At 41.8% G+C, this 17,893-nt stretch carries 14 protein-coding genes; 9 read left to right on the plus strand and 5 right to left on the minus strand.

The genetic code is table 11. The features are described 5' to 3' along the window. Positions 1-5: 5 nt before the first annotated feature. The gene (locus ACOQOE_RS04910; protein WP_420555036.1) at positions 6-1,565 is read right to left on the minus strand and encodes a FecR domain-containing protein; all 1,560 of its coding nucleotides are present in this window, start codon (positions 1,563-1,565) and stop codon (positions 6-8) included. Between the two features lie 374 nt (positions 1,566-1,939). Here ACOQOE_RS04910 and ACOQOE_RS04915 point away from each other — a divergent pair, with 374 nt between their 5' ends. From ACOQOE_RS04915 to ACOQOE_RS04940, 6 genes are all read left to right on the plus strand, one after another. Further along, a complete protein-coding gene (locus ACOQOE_RS04915; protein ID WP_420555037.1) occupies positions 1,940-2,773 on the plus strand; it encodes a hypothetical protein in 834 nt (277 codons plus the stop codon). 224 nt (positions 2,774-2,997) lie between these two features. Next, the gene (locus ACOQOE_RS04920; protein ID WP_420555038.1) at positions 2,998-5,436 is read left to right on the plus strand and encodes a putative bifunctional diguanylate cyclase/phosphodiesterase; all 2,439 of its coding nucleotides are present in this window, start codon (positions 2,998-3,000) and stop codon (positions 5,434-5,436) included. 84 nt (positions 5,437-5,520) lie between these two features. Then, complete coding sequence (locus ACOQOE_RS04925; protein ID WP_067862220.1) at positions 5,521-5,952, plus strand: hypothetical protein; 432 nt, start codon at positions 5,521-5,523, stop codon at positions 5,950-5,952. A gap of 70 nt (positions 5,953-6,022) precedes the next feature. Further along, positions 6,023-7,330: a TolC family protein gene (locus ACOQOE_RS04930; protein ID WP_420555039.1), complete on the plus strand. Its 1,308-nt coding sequence runs from the start codon at positions 6,023-6,025 to the stop codon at positions 7,328-7,330. After that, positions 7,330-8,817 carry an efflux RND transporter periplasmic adaptor subunit gene (locus ACOQOE_RS04935; protein WP_420555040.1) on the plus strand — a complete coding sequence of 496 codons (1,488 nt, stop codon included), beginning with the start codon at positions 7,330-7,332 and terminating at the stop codon, positions 8,815-8,817. The genes ACOQOE_RS04930 and ACOQOE_RS04935 overlap by 1 nt, the downstream gene beginning before the upstream one ends. Continuing rightward, positions 8,814-11,927 (plus strand): efflux RND transporter permease subunit, encoded by a 3,114-nt coding sequence (locus tag ACOQOE_RS04940; RefSeq protein WP_420555041.1) that lies wholly within the window; start codon positions 8,814-8,816, stop codon positions 11,925-11,927. The genes ACOQOE_RS04935 and ACOQOE_RS04940 overlap by 4 nt, the downstream gene beginning before the upstream one ends. Positions 11,928-12,057: 130 nt before the next feature. Here ACOQOE_RS04940 and ACOQOE_RS04945 read toward each other — a convergent pair whose 3' ends face one another. Further along, complete coding sequence (locus ACOQOE_RS04945) at positions 12,058-12,954, minus strand: LysR family transcriptional regulator (RefSeq protein ID WP_420555042.1); 897 nt, start codon at positions 12,952-12,954, stop codon at positions 12,058-12,060. Between the two features lie 161 nt (positions 12,955-13,115). Here ACOQOE_RS04945 and ACOQOE_RS04950 point away from each other — a divergent pair, with 161 nt between their 5' ends. From ACOQOE_RS04950 to ACOQOE_RS04960, 3 genes are read left to right on the plus strand one after another with little or no spacing between them, the layout of a single operon-like run. Beyond that, the gene (locus ACOQOE_RS04950; protein ID WP_420555043.1) at positions 13,116-13,712 is read left to right on the plus strand and encodes an FMN-dependent NADH-azoreductase; all 597 of its coding nucleotides are present in this window, start codon (positions 13,116-13,118) and stop codon (positions 13,710-13,712) included. A gap of 26 nt (positions 13,713-13,738) precedes the next feature. Further along, positions 13,739-14,701 carry a glutathione S-transferase family protein gene (locus ACOQOE_RS04955; protein ID WP_420555044.1) on the plus strand — a complete coding sequence of 321 codons (963 nt, stop codon included), beginning with the start codon at positions 13,739-13,741 and terminating at the stop codon, positions 14,699-14,701. Further along, entirely contained in the window at positions 14,698-15,570 is an 873-nt protein-coding gene (locus ACOQOE_RS04960) for a pirin family protein (RefSeq protein ID WP_420555045.1), read from the plus strand. The genes ACOQOE_RS04955 and ACOQOE_RS04960 overlap by 4 nt, the downstream gene beginning before the upstream one ends. On the opposite strand, the gene ACOQOE_RS04965 is transcribed toward ACOQOE_RS04960, so the two are convergent. From ACOQOE_RS04965 to ACOQOE_RS04975, 3 genes are read right to left on the minus strand one after another with little or no spacing between them, the layout of a single operon-like run. Further along, a complete protein-coding gene (locus tag ACOQOE_RS04965) occupies positions 15,512-16,288 on the minus strand; it encodes a glycerophosphoryl diester phosphodiesterase (RefSeq protein ID WP_420555046.1) in 777 nt (258 codons plus the stop codon). The genes ACOQOE_RS04960 and ACOQOE_RS04965 overlap by 59 nt on opposite strands. After that, positions 16,285-16,902, minus strand: coding sequence for a glutathione binding-like protein (locus ACOQOE_RS04970; RefSeq protein WP_420555047.1), 618 nt, complete (start codon positions 16,900-16,902; stop codon positions 16,285-16,287). The genes ACOQOE_RS04965 and ACOQOE_RS04970 overlap by 4 nt, the downstream gene beginning before the upstream one ends. A gap of 9 nt (positions 16,903-16,911) precedes the next feature. Continuing rightward, positions 16,912-17,721: a hypothetical protein gene (locus tag ACOQOE_RS04975; protein ID WP_420555048.1), complete on the minus strand. Its 810-nt coding sequence runs from the start codon at positions 17,719-17,721 to the stop codon at positions 16,912-16,914. Positions 17,722-17,893 lie beyond the last annotated feature (172 nt).

A 17,893-nucleotide genomic window follows, 5' to 3' on the forward strand; every position in this document is an offset into this window, starting at 1 on the left:
TATGTTCACAGCAACAATATAGTGGCTACAAAAGAACCAAAAACATAGATCCAGTTATCATTTGGTGGGGGTGTTAACTCTTGAGTAACACCCCAAGCACCGGCAAAACCATCTTCTGCTAGAGATCTAACGCGAACATATCTATATCCTTCAGGACGTTCCAGTGTAATCTCAGGTTTTGTTAGCTTTGAGTCTGTAATAATGGATTTAAATGCTGGATCTTTAGATATTTGTATTTGGTAGGATTCATCCGGTAAGCCTAAGGCCCATGAGAGTTTTATTTCACGTTCATTCTGGACGAGTGCGGGCTCGGGAGTCGCAGGAATTGGTTTTATGGTTAAACTACGTTGAGTGCTATAAGGCCCTAATTCTCCATCGCCAGCAAGACTGGCTACACGCCAGTAATAGGTGTTGGTGGGCAGTAGTTCGGATGCCGTAAATTGGTTGCTCGTTAATGAAGGGCGATCAAGTAATATGTTAGAAAACTGTTGATCGGACGCTATCTGTAATCGGTAGCTGACCGCTTCGCTGGATTGGGTCCATTCCAATACAGGGGCTTCCCCACGTATTGTAGCCTTATTATTTGGTGCCATAGGGAAGGGCGGTTGAGGGTGTGCATTGAGTGTGAATGTTTGTACGCGTTCTATACCCTCAATTCCATGTTTGTCGACAGCACGCAGTTGTAGAAAGTATATATCATCACTTAGGTCAGGAAGGCTGATAGCATTTCGTTCACTGTCACTATCCCATAACACTGTACTAAACTCATTTGACTCTGCAATGATGAAACGATAACGCTGCGCACCCTCTATAGCTTCCCAGCGGATTTGAGAACCAATGGTTTCGATCGGCTGTGGGTAGGCTAATAGTTTAGGAGCGGGTAGGAGCTTTTTAGGTTTTAATGGCGCTTTATTTTTAACAACATGAGTCCCGTAGCCAGCACGAACTAAACGGGTAGTTTTAGCACCTCTTACAGCGACGCCACCTTCCAATACCTCAATATTTGAGCTCGTATCATCCGCCGTATAAGAGGTTCGAAAGCGAGTTCCCCTGACGGCAGAGATCGCAGCGGGTGTATGGATTTCGAAACGGGAAGCACTACCTTTTTGTGTTTCAGCATGACTCTCTACATCACCTGATATGAGGCGAATTCTTGAATCCACCATTCCAGTCTCACCATATTTCGTCATATGGTTAAAATCGATTTTAGAATTTTGCAATACTCGTATTTCACTACCATCAGCAAAGCGAATTAATACACTGCTTTGTGAATAGGTTTCTAAATGATCGCCAAGATTAAGCTGTTGGCCTACACTGACTTGTTGTGAATCCGTTCCCTCTTGGTTTCGGGTGACTACATCCCCTTCAAATTTGATGACTTGTGCTGATGCTGGCTGAGATTTTATCCAATGAATAGGGATACGTAATTTTGTGTTTTCAGGAATGCGTTTAGGGTCAGCGATATTATTAATCTTCTGAAGTTGTTTCCAATAAGATGTTTTGTAAAGATGTTTTGTAAAGATGTTTTTCACTGAATTCGGACAGTGTGTCTCCTTGAACGACACTGTAAATCCACTCTTGCGCTATAACTGAAGGCGTGTTGAGGAGTAGGGTCAACAATACCACTGAAGCAGATTTTTTGTAAAAGTTGAGTATTGTTGTGTCCATGCGAGTACTCCAGAGATTACGTCCATTATTAATCTTAGTCGAGGAACCCTTTTAATGTGGCTCAAGTTATAGGATTAATTCCTCTATTTACTATTTATATCAGCTTTTAGGGTTAGATGCTTTATCCTGTTAAGTATTTATTAAGGAAGGGTTTTAAATAGGTTTGTCGTTTTTATTTTGCACTCTACCTTTCTGAAAAAATTGAATTGCTTTTACTCCTTAATAAGTTTGATTATTCTGAGTTAAATAATATCGTTAGGAATGACTTTAGATGCCTGATAAATCACATCCACTTTCAACCTCAGCCCTAGCTAAGGCGCTCGATAAAACCACTAAGCAGATGTTTACTGAGCTGGAATCACTCGGTTGGATCAAACGTGTAGATGATAGCTGGTTATTAACATCTAAAGGTGAGTTTGAAGGGGGGACCTATCGTGAAAGCACTAAGTTTGGTCGTTATATTATTTGGCCTAGTGATACCGTCAAGCACCGAGCTTTAGTGAGCGTTGATTCTCATCTATTATCTTTTGATTATTTGGCTACTCAACTGTTGTTATCTGATCGCACTATTGTATTACTTTTCCAAGAATTAGGTTGGATTAAGGCGGGTCGAAAGGGCTGGCTGTTAACCGCTTTAGGTGAAGCTGCGGGCGGTTTTCAGCGAGAAAATAGGTCTACAGGTATTCCTTATATCATGTGGCGAGAGGATGTTTTAGACAACAGCATATTAACTGCACGAGTGACCAGCTTCCAACAGGGTTCTGAGGGAAAAAACGATTATCTTTGTTGTGATGGCCATAATGTTACTTGTGAAGCGGAGAGGAAGATTGATAATTGGCTCTATCTGTCCGGCTTGTTGCATGCCTATCGGACAGGTTTGCCGTGCGAGGGAGATTTAGATGCCGATTTTTATCTACCTCAACATCAGCTTTATATTGAGTATTGGGGTAAAGAAACGCCTAAAAGTATGTTGTCAGCAAAGATCGAGAAAAAGGAGAAATTTATTAAAATGGGGGTCGATCTTATTGAATTGAATGACGAAGAGGTGGCAAATCTTGATGAGGCACTTCCTCGAATGTTATTGAAATATAACATAGAGGTATGATGTTCATTCAGGCTTAAGCGATAGCTTTATATTATATTGCTGAGTCTGAGGAAAAAAGCTGATTATTAGCTAGAATATAAGTACTCACAATAGGATATTAAGTGATAGGTCAGTAGCCAATAGAAACTTACTTTTATTACTTAAAGCGCTAAATGATTTATGAGATTACCACTGTTAATATCTGATTTAGGCAAGCGCCTAACATAATAGGAAGTGTTATCTACTTGAAGAACCAGAGCCCTAGAGTAAGAAATAGGTTGGCGATAAAGCTTGCCCAATATACAGTGTTGATGGCGTTTATTATTGGCTTCTTCTTGAGTGCGTTACATGTACTAGAAGACTATAGCACGCAAGGTAGCCGGTTAGATCAAACCGTCATTGATATACTGGATGCGAGTAAGCCTCCGGCTGCGCGCGCGGTCCATACTTTAGATCAGGCGCTTGCCCAAGAAGTTGTTAATGGGCTCATGAAATACCCCTTCATCTCCAAAGTGCAAATTAAAGATGAGTTAGGTGAGGTTTTAGCAGAGCAAGAAGCCACGCAGCAAAAGACTAAAACGCAATGGTTGACGGAAGTTATTTCAGCTAAATATAAAGATTATACTTTAGCACTTAGGGCCCCTGGATTTGCTAGCCTTGAGCCTGGTAGTCTTAAAATTGTTGTGGATCAAGATCTCGCGTTACAGCCCTTTTTTGAACGTGCTTCAACTGTGTTAGTCTCGGGTATCATTCGTAACATTCTCCTAGCGGTATTTTTAATAGCGCTTTTCCACGTATTTTTAACTAAGCCCTTAGCCTTGTTAGCTAAACAATTTGCTGAGTTTAGGTTAGAGGAAAGTGAGGGTAAATATCTTGAAGTACCCGAGCAGCATAAAGGTACTGAGTTAGGCCAACTTAGTGATGTCGGCAATGAGTTTATTCATACAGCGCAAAAACTTCTAAATGATAAAAAGAGTAGTAACTTAGCGCTTAGGCAAAGTGAAAGCCTGTTGAAGCAAGTTATCAATCAAGCTCCCCAGTTGATTGTGGCGCTGAATAGTAAAGGCCAAGTGTTATTTTGTAATCAACAGGTTGCTGAGTTTTATAACGTATCGGTAGAGTCTTTAGTGGGTGTCGCTATATCGGATTTCCACCCGTTTCAAGATGAAGTAGAGCGGATGCATGCTATCCGCCGTAGTGTTGAAGCCAATAATGCGCCGGTTGATATAACTGAGTTTTCTTGGTCTCGCGAAAATAGCGAACAATTACACTTCTCAATTCAGGCCTCTCCATTCGAGTATTTTTCTGAGCCTGCAACGCTGGTTGTGGCGACTGATATAACGAGTCAGAAAGTAGTCCAAGATCATATTAGCCATATAGCTAACCACGATAATTTAACCGGATTACCCAATCGGGTATTACTAAACGACCGACTATCTAGATCAATTTTAAGTTGTGAGCGAAATGGCGTTTATAACGCACTGTTGTTTATTGATTTGGATCATTTTAAAACGATTAACGATTCACTTGGACATGGTATTGGTGATTTGTTACTCAAAGAGGTAGCGGAGATACTCAAAGGACAAGTGCGTGCAAATGATACAGTCGCTCGTTTGGGGGGGGATGAGTTCGTTATTTTGTTGGAGTTTCTTCATGACAACCAAGAACGAATCAAGACTGATGTTCAGATAATCTGCGATAAATTATTAGAAATACTCTCTCAGCCTATAGATATTAAACAGCATAAATTAAGAATAGGGGCGAGTATAGGTGTAGTTATCTTTCCAATCGAAGGGAAAGATATTGATGACTTAATGAGGTTTGCTGATACCGCTATGTATCATGCGAAAGAGAACGGTCGCAACGGTTATGCCTTTTATCATCGTTCCATGTCGTTAGCTGTTGAAAAACAACAGCATATGGAAAATGAGCTTCATCGAGCATTGGAGCAAGAGGAGTTTCGTATTCATTACCAGCCTCTAGTTAATGTTACAGGGGCCATTGTAGGGTTTGAGGCTTTAATTCGTTGGCAGCATCCAGAAAAAGGCTTAATGCCTCCAATCGAGTTTATTCCTAGTCTTGAAACAAGCGGCATGATTGTTCCGGTTAGTAATTGGTTATTAGCAAAATGCAGTCGTCAGATAGAAACGTGGAAAGCTGAGGGTTTTTGGCAGGATGGCTGGTACACCTCAATTAATATTAGCCCTTTACAGTTTTACCAAGCGGATATGGTGATTACCTTACAGCAACTCATTGTAGGTGGTGGGGCTAACCTCTCTGACATCTGTTTAGAAATTACCGAAACGGTTGCAGTCGAAAATATTGAATTTGCAAAGTCGCGCTTACAGAAAATTAGGAAACTTGGTATCACTATCGCGCTAGATGATTTTGGGACAGGCTATTCCTCATTAAGTTACCTTAAAAATCTACCCATCGATATAGTGAAGATAGATCGCTCTTTTATTCAGGAGCTAGATGCTCATAATAATAGCCGATCCATAGTCGAAGCTGTTGCCTCAATCGCTAAAGCCTATAATTTGGTGGTACTTGCTGAGGGTATAGAAACTAAAGAGCAATTAGAGATAGCACATGATATTGGATGTCATGTATTTCAGGGGTTCTATATTGAACGTCCACAGGCAGCGGAGCGACTGCAGAATGAATATCTCTCTAAAGGGGTGTAGGGAGCTTTTGTCTTGTTCGCTTTATCTATAGATTGAACATCTTTATTCAGGTAAAGTTTATACACCTTCCTAGGATATAGCTTAATGGGTTATTCAAACATACTGACAAAGCGTGGACGTGTTATAGCAGCTTTTAGCCTGCTATTTTTTATCGTCTATTGTTCGGCGGGTGTATGTACCAATCTACTAAGTGTTCCTGTTTCAGATGGCGTTGTTGTATCAAACGGTGTTGATCACAGTCAGCATATGTCCATAGACAGTAAGTTTAATGAGCATTGTGGCAATAGTGGTATTAGCTGCGAATGGAGTGTTAATCCTGTTGCTGATCCTATAGATGATGCTACACCTTTATCTAGTTTTTTCTTTCTTTTCGCTTTAGGGGTAACGGCCCTTCTATTTAATTTGCGGTCGGATTTTAGGCAGCGAATTGTCTTCCTGTTTGCGTTTGCTCGACAGCAATTCTTTCAACGAAGTTTCCCACGTCTACATATACAACAGGCTGTTTTCCTTAATTAAATCGCGTCTCGTTTTGATAAACAGTGCTCTTTATTTAGAGCGTTATTTTCATATCGTTTGAGACCGGTTTATGTATATATCTCCTTTTTTATTAATGGCGTTTTTAGCCGTTTTTTCGATCTCCGCTCATGCTGATTTAAGCCTAGAAAAGGCGCTCACTGAAGCTTTAGCCCATGATCATTGGCTTGTGAGTAACCAGTATCAGGAGCAAGCAATTCGTTCTGGTGCTATTGCTAGTGGACAATTACCTGATCCTAAGCTTCGTATAGCACTGGCTAACTTACCGACAGATAGCTTTGATTTTAATCAAGAAAATATGACTCAATTACAATTTGGTGTTTCTCAGCAATTTCCGCGAGGAGATAGCTTAGAGATTAAGCAGCGTCAGTTAAATTTAATGGCAGATCAAAAGCAGTTGGAGCGTTATGAACGAAGGGCTCTGATCAAGAAAAAGGTCGGCCAGTTATGGGTACAACTTCATCAGTATCAAGAACAGATAAAGTTGTTGGTGGATAACCAACATATATTCAATGAGTTGTTGACTATTAGCCAAGCTAATTATCGTAGCGGAAAAATACAAGGTTACGAGTTGCTAGATGCTGAATTGAAACTTACTCAGTTGCAGGATCGTATTGCTAAATTAGAGCAACTTAAAAACCAAACGCACGGTCGCTTATCTGAATGGCTAACGATTCACGGAAGGGTGGGGTCGCTTTCTTCTGAGTTACCTGAAATAAAAATGATACTGACTGACGAACAGTTAAACAGTGAAGATAAAGTCTATCAGGCATTATTGCGACATCCTGTATTACAACGCCTTGAGCAAGGTGTAGATATACAGCAGAAAGCGGTTGATTTAGCGGATGAAGCTTATGAACCAAGTTTTAAAATCGATGCTAATTATGGGTATAGAGATGATATGTCGATGGGCATAGAGAGATCTGACTTTTTTAGTATGGCGGTTACGTTTGATCTACCTATCTTTCCTGAAAAACGGCAAGACGCACATAGAAATGCAGCTATTAACCTGCGTGAAGCAGCAAAAGAGCAACGTTTACTTAATGCGCGTCAAATGAAGTCTACATTTGATTTTGAGCGGGCTAATTTAGCTGGGTTAGAGCAACGTATCATAATTTATAACCGTGGTTTTTTACGTCAATTAAAAGAAAAGCGCATAGCTGCATTAAAGGCCTATGGGGCTTCGACTGCTCGGTTTGCTGATATTTCTGCCGCCGCGATCAGCGAACTGGAAGTTAAACTTCAGAAAGTCGCCTTACTTCATGAGCGAGCATCAACCCTATTTCGCCTCAATTACTTATTGGCGGGGGTCGATCCTGAATTGCGATTATTGTCGCCACGTTACTTGGAGTCAAAGTAATGAAAAAACTTATTTTTATTCTAGCTTCTTTATGTGTGGGATTAGTGATCGGTTATTTAGTAGCGGGTGCTGCATCTGATCAGGGGACGGCCTCGCTTACTGAAAGTAAAGAGGATGAACCGCTGTATTGGGTTGCTCCAATGGATGCGAATTTTAAACGAGATAAGCCCGGCTTATCTCCTATGGGTATGGAGCTAGTGCCCGTTTATGCGGATAACCTTGCGGAAAAAGAGATGCCTGGAACCGTGAGAATTCGGTCGGAGGTGGTTCATAATTTAGGCGTTAAAACGCAAGCCGTTTTATTTAGCCCGTTACAAGAACAGATTAAAGCGGTGGGTTATATAGGGTTCAATCAAGATAAAATGATGGATGTTCATTCACGTATATCCGGTTGGGTTAAGTTTGTAGCTGTAGGCTCTCCGGGTGAGTACGTAGAAGAGGGAACTCTGTTATATAGAGTGTATTCTCCAGAGTTAGTGAATGCCCAAGAGGAATTTATAGCGGCCCTTAAAAGTAATAATCGTTTTTTACTACAGGCGAGTCAAAGTAAGCTTCAGTCACTTGGTGTAGCGCAACGCTTTATTAATGAGTTAAAACAGGCAAAAAAAATCTATCAAGATGTGCCTGTGTATACGCCGCAGTCAGGGTATGTTGGCGAGTTAAATTTGCGTAAAGGGATGTTTATTAATCCCTCTATTAAGCTGATGAATATTGGCTCTTTAGATCAGGTTTGGGTGATAGCCGAAGTATTTGAGAGGCAGGCTCATTTGATAAATCAAGGTGACTTGGTTGAGATGAGTTTAGACTACCTTCCTGCTAAAGCATGGTCAGGGCAGGTTGATTATATTTACCCAGTGCTCGATAAAAATACGCGTACGCTCCAGGTGCGTATACGGTTTGATAACCCTGACTTGCTTTTAAAACCCGATATGTTTGCGAGTGTGACGATTCTATCTCGTCCTACCGAGCCGGTATTAAGCGTTCCATCTTCATCGGTGATTGTAACGGGCACGCAAGAGCGAGTCGTCGTTTCTTTAGGTGAAGGGCGCTATAAATCAGTGGAAGTTAAGGCGGGAGGGCGATTTGTTGATCGAACGGTTATTTTTGAAGGGCTTTACCCTGATGATCGAGTTGTGACTTCAGCGCAGTTCCTTTTGGATTCTGAATCTAGTCTTAGTTCAGATTTTTCACGTATGACTCCGTCATCTATGGAGCCGATTGAATCTGTATGGGTGATGGCAGAGATTCAAAATATAGACCCACAGAAGCGTACGCTTACACTTGCACATAAGGCGATACGTGAATGGGAACAGCCGGCTATGACTATGGAAGTCCCTTTAGCAGAAGAGCTTGATATGAGCCCTTTTAGGGAAGGAGATTCTATTCAGGTACTTCTTAAAGGGGGCAATATGGGCAACCTTAAGCTCATTGATTTTGTTGTGCCTCGTCCGAAAGCACCTAATAGCCCTGTTGGGGGTGCTTTATGATTAAGACGTTGATCTATTGGTCGATTAAAAATAGGTTTTTTGTTTTATTGGCAACATTTATTTTAATTGGTTGGGGAGCCTTTGCGGTTAAAAATACCCCTATAGATGCAATTCCGGATCTATCTGATGTGCAAGTCATTATTAAAACCAATTATCCAGGACAGGCACCTCAAGTTGTTGAGGATCAAGTCACCTACCCTCTGACAACGGCCATGTTGTCGGTTCCTGGTGCTAAAACTGTACGGGGTTTCTCATTTTTTGGTGATTCCTATGTGTATGTGATTTTTGATGAAGATACTGATCTTTATTGGGCTCGTAGTCGAGTTTTGGAATATCTAAGCCAAGTTGCCTCTAAACTGCCTGATAGTGCTAAACCCCAATTGGGGCCTGATGCGACCGGTGTCGGCTGGGTATATCTGTATGCGTTGGTAGACCGTACAGGCCAACATGATTTAGCGGAGCTAAGAAGTCTCCAAGACTGGTTTTTGAAATATGAATTGCAAACAGTCCCAGGAGTGTCTGAAGTCGCACCAATTGGAGGAATGGTTAAACAATATCAAGTTAAAGTAGACCCCAATAAACTACGCGCTTTTGATATTCCTCTCTCTCATATTAATCAAGCCATTAAGCGTGCGAACCAAGAAACTGGCGCATCAGTTATCGAAATGGCTGAAGCTGAATATATGGTACGTGCAACTGGTTACTTAGATGGTATAGATGCGATTAAAACTATACCACTGGGAGCAACCGTTAATGGCACACCAATCTTGCTTAAAGATTTAGCTGATGTAGAGATAGGTCCGCAGATGAGGCGAGGCATAGCTGAGTTAGATGGTGAGGGTGAAGCTGTTGGCGGTGTGGTTGTTATGCGTTTTGGCGAAAATGCACAAACAACCATAACAAGCGTAAAAGAGAAACTTGAAGAACTTAAACGTAGTCTCCCTGCAGGCGTAGAGGTTGTGACAGTTTATGACCGATCGGGTTTGATCGAGAGAGCTGTAGACAACCTTTTCGAGAAGCTAATTGAAGAGTTTATTGTTGTGATTGTGGTTTGTGCAATCTTCCTTTTCCATTTTCGTTCCTCTTTAGTAGTGATTATTAGTCTACCTGTAGGCATTTTAGTAGCGTTTATTGTGATGTTTTACCAAGGAATCAACGCCAATATTATGTCGTTGGGTGGGATAGCTATAGCGATTGGAGCCATGGTTGATGGTGCGATTGTGATGATAGAAAATGTCCATAAACATATCGAACGCACCCCCTTGACGAAAGAGAACCGTTGGCGAGTGATTGGTGATGCCTCAGCAGAAGTGGGGCCTGCCCTTTTCTTTAGTCTGTTAATTATCACCATGAGCTTTTTACCCGTGTTTACCTTAGAGGCTCAAGAGGGACGTATGTTCTCGCCTCTTGCATACACTAAAACTTATGCGATGGCCGCTGCCGCTGGTTTAGCTGTTACATTAATACCTGTGTTAATGGGCTACTGTATTCGCGGCAATGTGTTACCTGAGCATAAGAATCCCATAAACCGCTTATTGTTAGCTATATATCTTCCTGTCATTCGCGCTGTACTTACATGGCCGAAAGTGACCGTTGCTTGTTCTATATTGGTAACGGCTTTAGGGTTTTGGCCGTTAGATAAAATTGGTAGTGAGTTTATTCCTCCTTTGGATGAGGGAGACTTAATGTATATGCCAACAACCTATCCCGGAATTTCTATTGGTAAGGCTCGGGAGTTGCTCCAGCAAACTGATAAATTAATTTCAACTGTGCCAGAAGTTGAGAGGGTATTTGGGAAAATGGGCAGGGCAGAAACCGCAACAGATCCTGCACCTTTAACGATGATAGAAACCTTTATTACGCTTAAGCCAAAGGAGCAGTGGCGAGAGGGAATGACAACTAAAAAACTTACTAAAGAGTTGGATGATTTAGTTAAGTTACCGGGCCTGACTAATGCGTGGGTCATGCCCATTAAAACTCGTATAGACATGTTAGCCACAGGTATTAAAACCCCGGTGGGTTTGAAGGTTTCAGGGCCAGATCTGAAAGTTATCCAATCGATAGGGGTGCAGTTAGAAAAGGTACTTGTCGAGCTTGAAGGTACAGCATCTGTTTATTCTGAACGAGTCGCTGGTGGTCGTTATATAAAAGTAGATATTCAACGAGATAAAGCTGCTCGCTATGGGCTTAATATTGCAGATGTACAAGCTGTAATTACGAGTGCTATAGGAGGAACTAATGTCTCCCAATCTGTTGAAGGTTTAGAGCGATATCCTATTAATGTACGTTATTTGCAGGATTACCGTAACTCAATTGAAGGACTAAAGTTGCTACCACTCATTACCAGTAAAGGGGCGCGTATTGCTTTAGCTGATGTGGCAAATATCTTTATTGAAGATGGGCCGCCTGGGATTAAAAGTGAGAACGCGCGTCCCAATGGATGGACTTATGTCGATATAGAGGGCAGAGACTTAGGTAGTTATGTTGATGAGGCTAAAAGGGTGGTTGCCGATAAAGTAACGCTTCCTCCGGGGTACGCTATTAATTGGTCTGGTCAGTACGAGTACTTAATTCGAGCTAAAGAGCGGCTGAGCTATGTGGTACCACTGACATTAGCAATTATTGTCATTCTGCTTTACCTGAGCTTCCGTCGGTTTTCTGAAGTGGTCATGATTATGGGTACGCTGCCATTGGCGTTAATTGGTGGTATTTGGATGTTATATCTGAATCAATTTAATTTCTCTGTTGCCGTGGGAGTTGGGTTTATTGCATTGGCAGGCGTGTCGGTTGAAATCGGTGTCATTATGTTGGTTTATCTAAACCAAGCCTATGAAGAGAGCCTTAAAAGTGGTCGTGATAGGTTTACCTTGGAAAAGCTTCGTAGCGCTGTTGTAAATGGTGCGGGCATGCGTGTACGTCCTGTAATGATGACTGTTGCAGCTGTTATCGCAGGTCTATTACCTATTATGTATGGGGAAGGTGCGGGTTCTGAAATTATGCAACGCATCGCGGCGCCAATGATAGGTGGGATGGTGAGTGCAGTGATACTGACCTTAGTGCTTTTACCTGCGGTTTATTACTTATGGCGAAAGCGGCAGCATAAGCTCTAACTTTTATAGTTAACCATATGATTTTAAAAAGCCTGAATAAAGCGGTAAAAGTTAGGTCAATGTGCTTTAAGCTTTTACCGCTTTTTAGCTATAGAGCCTCTTATCAGTCTTTCTAGATAAAGGTCTTTAGTTAAAAATCTGAGTCCATTATTTTAGCCATACGTGTACTCAAAAGATTGCCAAATAATTTGGCGGCCGGTCCGGCATAATCGCCTGCGGAGTAGATTAGGTTTAATTGCACGTCTCTTTTATTCCCTATTTCTAAATTTAGCGGCTTGAGTTGTCCTTCTTTGATTTCTTGTTGTATTTTTAGTGTTGGGAACCAAGCATAGCCTAAGCCTTTGCAGGCGGCATCGATCGATGTACGTATATGGCCTACTGTTAATCGGTGCTGTGCACCTAACCATCCTGAATCTAAATCTCTACTGCCCGAATCTTTTATCACCAGCTGCCTGTATAGACGGAGATCTTGATAGTTCAAAGGTCTATTGAGTTGATGTAAAGGGTGAGATGGGCTTGCTACCAGGTGGAAGCTAACCAGTAAAAGAGGGTCACCTAAAAAGCCTGGCGGAATACGACTTCCAATAACAAGATCGGCGTGTTTTTTTAAAAGCGCTTCGTCGGTTCCGCTAAGAACGGTCTCCATAAGTTTGATACGAGTTAAAGGTCGTTCTTTGATAAATTCTTCAATAACGTCCAACATGATCCATTCAGGGAATAGGGCGTCCATAGCAATACGTAATTCGGGCTCCCAGCCTTCGGCAAATTGATGGGCTTGAGTTTCCATCTGATTGGCTTCTTCTAGTAACCCCTTGGCCCGTTGATATAAGGCTTTTCCTGCGGGCGTAAGGATCGCTTTACGGCCCGCTATTGCAAAGGCCCTTACATTTAGGCTGTTTTCTAATTTTTGAATCGCATAGCTTACCGTTGATTGGCTTTTATTCATTGCTTCGGCCGCTGCAGCATAGCCGCCCTTATCTACAACCGAGATCAGCGTTTGCCATTGTTCTAAGGTTACGGTTGGCATAGTTGCTCCTTTTATCGAATGAAACTACATTTAACTACAGTGTATCTAAAAATTAGATCATATTAAGCTATTTTTCGCTATTTATAATCGTCTTTATAAATATAAGAATGTGCATATCAACTTAACTACGCATTAAATGCGATGAATAGAGGGAGCCTGTTATGGCCACATTACTTCATATTAAAACCAGTATTTTTGGCGACGAAGGAAAATCAAGCCAGCTTGCTGCTAAGTTTATTGAGCAGTGGAAGCAAACGAATAAGGATGGCGCTGTAGTTGTTAGGGATCTGATCGTAGAAGATTTACCCCATTTAGATAGTTTTGTTATTGGCGCGTTAATGACGCCAGAAGAAGAGCGTTCCGCGGCTCAGCAAGCCTTAGTCGATCGTTCAGATGAGTTTATTCGTGAAATTAGAGCGGCAGATAAAATAATTATCGGTGTACCTATGTATAACTTTTCTATACCGACGCAGATGAAAGCTTATTTTGACCTTTTAGCTAGAGCAGGCGTTACTTTTAAGTATACGGAGAATGGCCCTGTAGGTTTGATTGAGGATAAACCTGTTTATCTGTTTGCTACACGTGGTGGCCTTTACAAAGATAACGGCATTGATTTTCAAATACCTTTTGTTAAGCAGTTTTTAGGTTTTATCGGCCTAGAGAGTGTAGAGGTTATTTTTGCTGAGGGACTAAATATGGGTGAGGTTGCTGGTAAGTCTTTAGCTCAGGCTGAAAAACAGATTGTAGAGATTGTCTAATATAAGTTGAGTGAGGAGGAGATCTAATGGGATTATTGGTTGAAGGTCAATGGCGTGATCAATGGTATGACACGTCGCGTAGTAAAGGTGAATTCATTCGTTCAGCTTCACAATTCAGGCACGTAATTACCGCTGATGAGGGTGCTAATTTTAAGGCTGAGGCGGGTCGCTATCACCTTTATGTTTCTTTGGCTTGTCCTTGGGCGCACCGCACGTTGATTATGCGTCAATTGAAAGGGTTACAGCATCTCATTAGTGTGGATGTTGTGGATCCCCTTATGCATGAGAGTGGTTGGACTTTTGATAAGCGTTTTCCTAATAGTACAGGAGATAGCCTGTTTGCTTATGAGTATCTTTATCAGCTTTATACCCATACAGATCCAAATTATAGCGGCAGGGTGACGGTACCCATTTTGTGGGATAAAAAGCAGGAGGTGATCGTTAACAATGAGTCCGCAGATATTATTCGTATTTTTAACTCCGCCTTTGATCATTTAGGTGCAGTTACAGGTGATTACTTTCCTGAAACCCTACAGGAACCTATTGATTCTATTAATGATTTTATCTATGAATTCGTTAATAACGGTGTTTATCGGGCGGGGTTTGCAACTTCACAATCTGCCTATGACAGTGCGGTAAAGCAATTATTTAATGCGTTAGATCAGCTCGAAGAGCAGCTGAGTAGTCGGCGTTATTTAGTGGGTAACCAATTAACTGAAGCGGATATACGGTTATTTACTACTTTGATTAGATTTGATCCTGTTTATGTAACGCATTTTAAGTGTGATTTAAAACGGATTGCCGATTATCCCTCGCTTTCAGGTTATTTACGGGATATCTATCAGCTTGAAGGGATCGCAGAGACAGTTGATCTGGAGCATATTCGTCATCACTACTATCGTAGTCATAAGACGATTAATCCGACTGGGGTTATTTCTATAGGACCAGAGTTCAATCTTGATTTACCCCATGGGAGGGCGTCTTTATGATCAGCCGTGACACTAAGCGAGAAATTAATCGAGTTATTCCTGCGGTGGATAGTCGAGATGGAGCAGGAGTCCTGTTAAAGCGTAGTATTGGGCGTAATCCGTCGGCCCGTTTAGATCCGTTTTTGATGCTGGATGCGTTTTCAACCGATAACCCTGATGACTATATGGCCGGTTTTCCTCCCCATCCTCATCGAGGTTTTGAAACAGTGACCTATATGCTCAATGGGCATATGATTCATAAAGATCATTTAGGTAATGAAGGGGAGCTTCGATCCGGTGGTGTCCAATGGATGACGGCAGGCAAAGGGGTTATTCATGAGGAGCGCCCTGTAGCGATTGAGGGGTTAATGCGAGGTTTTCAATTATGGATAAACCTGCCAGCTAAGGACAAAATGAAACCGGCTGCCTACCAACATATTGAACCTGAGGATATTCCTCAAATTGAGCTAATAGGTGGCGTACTCAAGTTAATAGCGGGTAGTTTGACCTTGGGTGACATCACCTATCAAGGCCCCATTTGCGTAGAGGAGACCCAGCCCTTATATGTGGATCTGCAATTGCAGCCGGGTACGACCGTTGAGCTGCCCATACCGCCTAGCCATAATACGTTTATTTATCTGTTTGAAGGTAAAGCAACAGTGGAAGGGCAACCTTTGTTAATTGATGCCGCGAATCGGCTATCGAGCGGATCAACGGTATCGATTACTGCACCTGAGAATGATGTTGATAACGCTATTACTCGATTGCTGCTACTGGGGGGTAAGCCTATAGGTGAGCCCGTTGCACAGTATGGTCCGTTTGTAATGAATACTATGGAAGAGGTTGAACAGGCGATTGCTGATTATCGTGCAGATCGTTTGGTTGATTAAAGGAGGTCATAATGAAAGGATTATCGGTAAAAATACCATCAACTCCTAATGCAAATAGTCGATCAGCTTGTTCAGGATCATTACAGGTATAGCAGTATAAATCATAGCCTGAGGCCTTCACGTCTTGAATGTCTGCTTGGGTCATAGCGTTGCAATCGCAGTGTATGCTACAAGCTTGAATTGCAGCTGCTTGTAGATGCCATCGTTCAGGAAGGTAATCGTATAGTAATCCAATATTCGCCTGAGCGTCTAAGGCGCGATAAGCACTAAGTGCTTGATGGTCAAAGCTGCTGATAATTAACTTATCTGGATCGTGCCAATACACAGATATCATTTGAAAGGCTGCGGCGGCGGTTAGTTCAGATTCACCCTCACGGGGTTTTAGTTCTAAATTTAGCCCTAAGTTTAATGCTTGGCAGAGTAAGAGGGCATCGGATAGCAGTGGTAGTTTTTCGTTGTGCCATTCCTGACTAAACCAACTTCCGGCATCTATTTGAAGTAGATCATTGAGCGTCGAGCGCGATAATGAACCGCTGTAGTTTGTACAGCGATCAAATTCATGGTCATGGGAAAGTACGGGGGTGCTGTCACCGAGAAGAGATAGATCAAGTTCTACCCATTTAAGACCACAAGCTGAGGCTTTTCGAATACCCGCTAAAGTGTTTTCTGGTGCGAGAGCCGCGGCACCTCGATGGCCGATAATGCGGTCTGCTATCACGGAACTTGCATTCCGCGTTTCACAAATTCGATATCGTTCATGCGTTCCATCCATGCATTAACAAAGGGGAATTGTTCAGGATCGACAGCTTGCCATTCATAGCGCATAGCCCAAGGGTAGATAGCAAAGTCGGCTATAGATAAGTCATCGCCGATAATGAATGATTTATTTTCGAGCTGCGTATTTAAAACGCGCCATAATCGTTGAGCTTCTGCATTGAAGCGCTGTTTCGCGTAGGGGACATCTTCTTTAGCAAATTTATTGAAATGGTGTGCCTGCCCGAGGAATGGACCAAAGCCGCCCATCTGCCACATCAACCACTGCAGACATTCCAGCCGAGCTATAGGATCTGTAGGGATAAACTCATCGTTTTTTTCTGCTAAGTAGATGAGTATAGCCCCACTTTCGAAAAGTTCGACTGTTTCCCCATTAGGCCCTTCGAGGTCAACAATGGCGGGTATCTTATTGTTGGGGCTAATTTTTATAAAAGAGGCTTCAAACTGGTCGTTCTCTAAAATATTAACCGGATGAACTCTATAAGGTAGTCGCAATGCTTCAAGCATAATTGAAATTTTGCGGCCGTTAGGGGTTCCCCACGTATACAGGTCAATCATTCGAACTCCTTAAAGCGATATAAAATGATTATAGATCGCAATCAGTTCTTCTTCTGTGAATGTCACTATAACTAACTGTTGTCCTGGTGTAATGAGGTTGGGGTTATCCCCTAGAATTCCTTTTTCGTAATTATAGATATAAGTTTGGTCTACTTTATTTTTAAGTATTTGGCCCAAAAAAGAACTACGCTTATTGTCTAATTTCTCATCGGCGTCTTTTGGAATATCAACGGTGACTGTTTTGTCGAGGCCAGGCAACACAAGTCCACGTGTAAATGTGCTCATCAATCCATGTTGAATAATTCCCCATAGCCCTTCGATATCGGCTTCATTTACCGCATGAATAAAATAAATATTGTTAGCTGCTTGGTCAGGGTTATCGAGTAACTCTTGTAATTTTATCTGATTTTCTAAAGAGAGCTCAGCGATTGGATCATTGCTATTGGGTTGAGCGGTTGAACCGGCGGTTTTAATAATATTTATATGGCTAGAAACGGCAAAGGTTGCAGTTCCACCTTCAGTAATGGCATCCGGGTTTGCTGGCGCATTTTCTTCTGGCGTTGTATCGAGTCGCTCGACTTTCTTCTTCGGTAGCGTAAGGAGCTGGTCGGATGTAACAAAGTTATCCGCTGTACCAATATCTATGGGCTGTTCAGCGCCTTGAGTTAAGGTATTAATATGTTTTTTTGCATTTGGGTTGGAGTCTTCATGCTGCTCGGTAGATAAAGGTGAGGAAGTCTTTGATTCTTTTTCTTCTAAGAATAGATAAGCCGCCGCGCACAATGCAGCAATAACAATGATTATAAAAAAGCGTTGCATTCTATCTTCCTCTAACAAATTTATTAATACGATGTTCCATAATGTAGCCCTATGTTAGCAATATTAAAATAGTTAAAAATATAGTTAGTGGTATGTTTTGTTTCTCCTTACAGTCATTTTTTGTAATAAATTCAATACTTTTTCCTTTATAAGACTACTCAAAATACTATTT

The organism is Neptuniibacter marinus (assembly GCF_965223595.1).
Lineage (GTDB): Bacteria > Pseudomonadota > Gammaproteobacteria > Pseudomonadales > Balneatricaceae > Neptuniibacter > Neptuniibacter marinus.

Coding starts and splice junctions, on each gene's coding strand:
- ACOQOE_RS04960 (WP_420555045.1), top strand. CDS start 14,698: ATGATCAGCCGTGACACTAAGCGAGAAATTAATCGAGTTATTCCTGCG.
- ACOQOE_RS04935 (WP_420555040.1), top strand. CDS start 7,330: ATGAAAAAACTTATTTTTATTCTAGCTTCTTTATGTGTGGGATTAGTG.
- ACOQOE_RS04950 (WP_420555043.1), top strand. CDS start 13,116: ATGGCCACATTACTTCATATTAAAACCAGTATTTTTGGCGACGAAGGA.
- ACOQOE_RS04955 (WP_420555044.1), top strand. CDS start 13,739: ATGGGATTATTGGTTGAAGGTCAATGGCGTGATCAATGGTATGACACG.
- ACOQOE_RS04930 (WP_420555039.1), top strand. CDS start 6,023: ATGTATATATCTCCTTTTTTATTAATGGCGTTTTTAGCCGTTTTTTCG.
- ACOQOE_RS04975 (WP_420555048.1), bottom strand. CDS start 17,721: ATGCAACGCTTTTTTATAATCATTGTTATTGCTGCATTGTGCGCGGCG.
- ACOQOE_RS04970 (WP_420555047.1), bottom strand. CDS start 16,902: ATGATTGACCTGTATACGTGGGGAACCCCTAACGGCCGCAAAATTTCA.
- ACOQOE_RS04945 (WP_420555042.1), bottom strand. CDS start 12,954: ATGCCAACCGTAACCTTAGAACAATGGCAAACGCTGATCTCGGTTGTA.
- ACOQOE_RS04925 (WP_067862220.1), top strand. CDS start 5,521: ATGGGTTATTCAAACATACTGACAAAGCGTGGACGTGTTATAGCAGCT.
- ACOQOE_RS04915 (WP_420555037.1), top strand. CDS start 1,940: ATGCCTGATAAATCACATCCACTTTCAACCTCAGCCCTAGCTAAGGCG.
- ACOQOE_RS04940 (WP_420555041.1), top strand. CDS start 8,814: ATGATTAAGACGTTGATCTATTGGTCGATTAAAAATAGGTTTTTTGTT.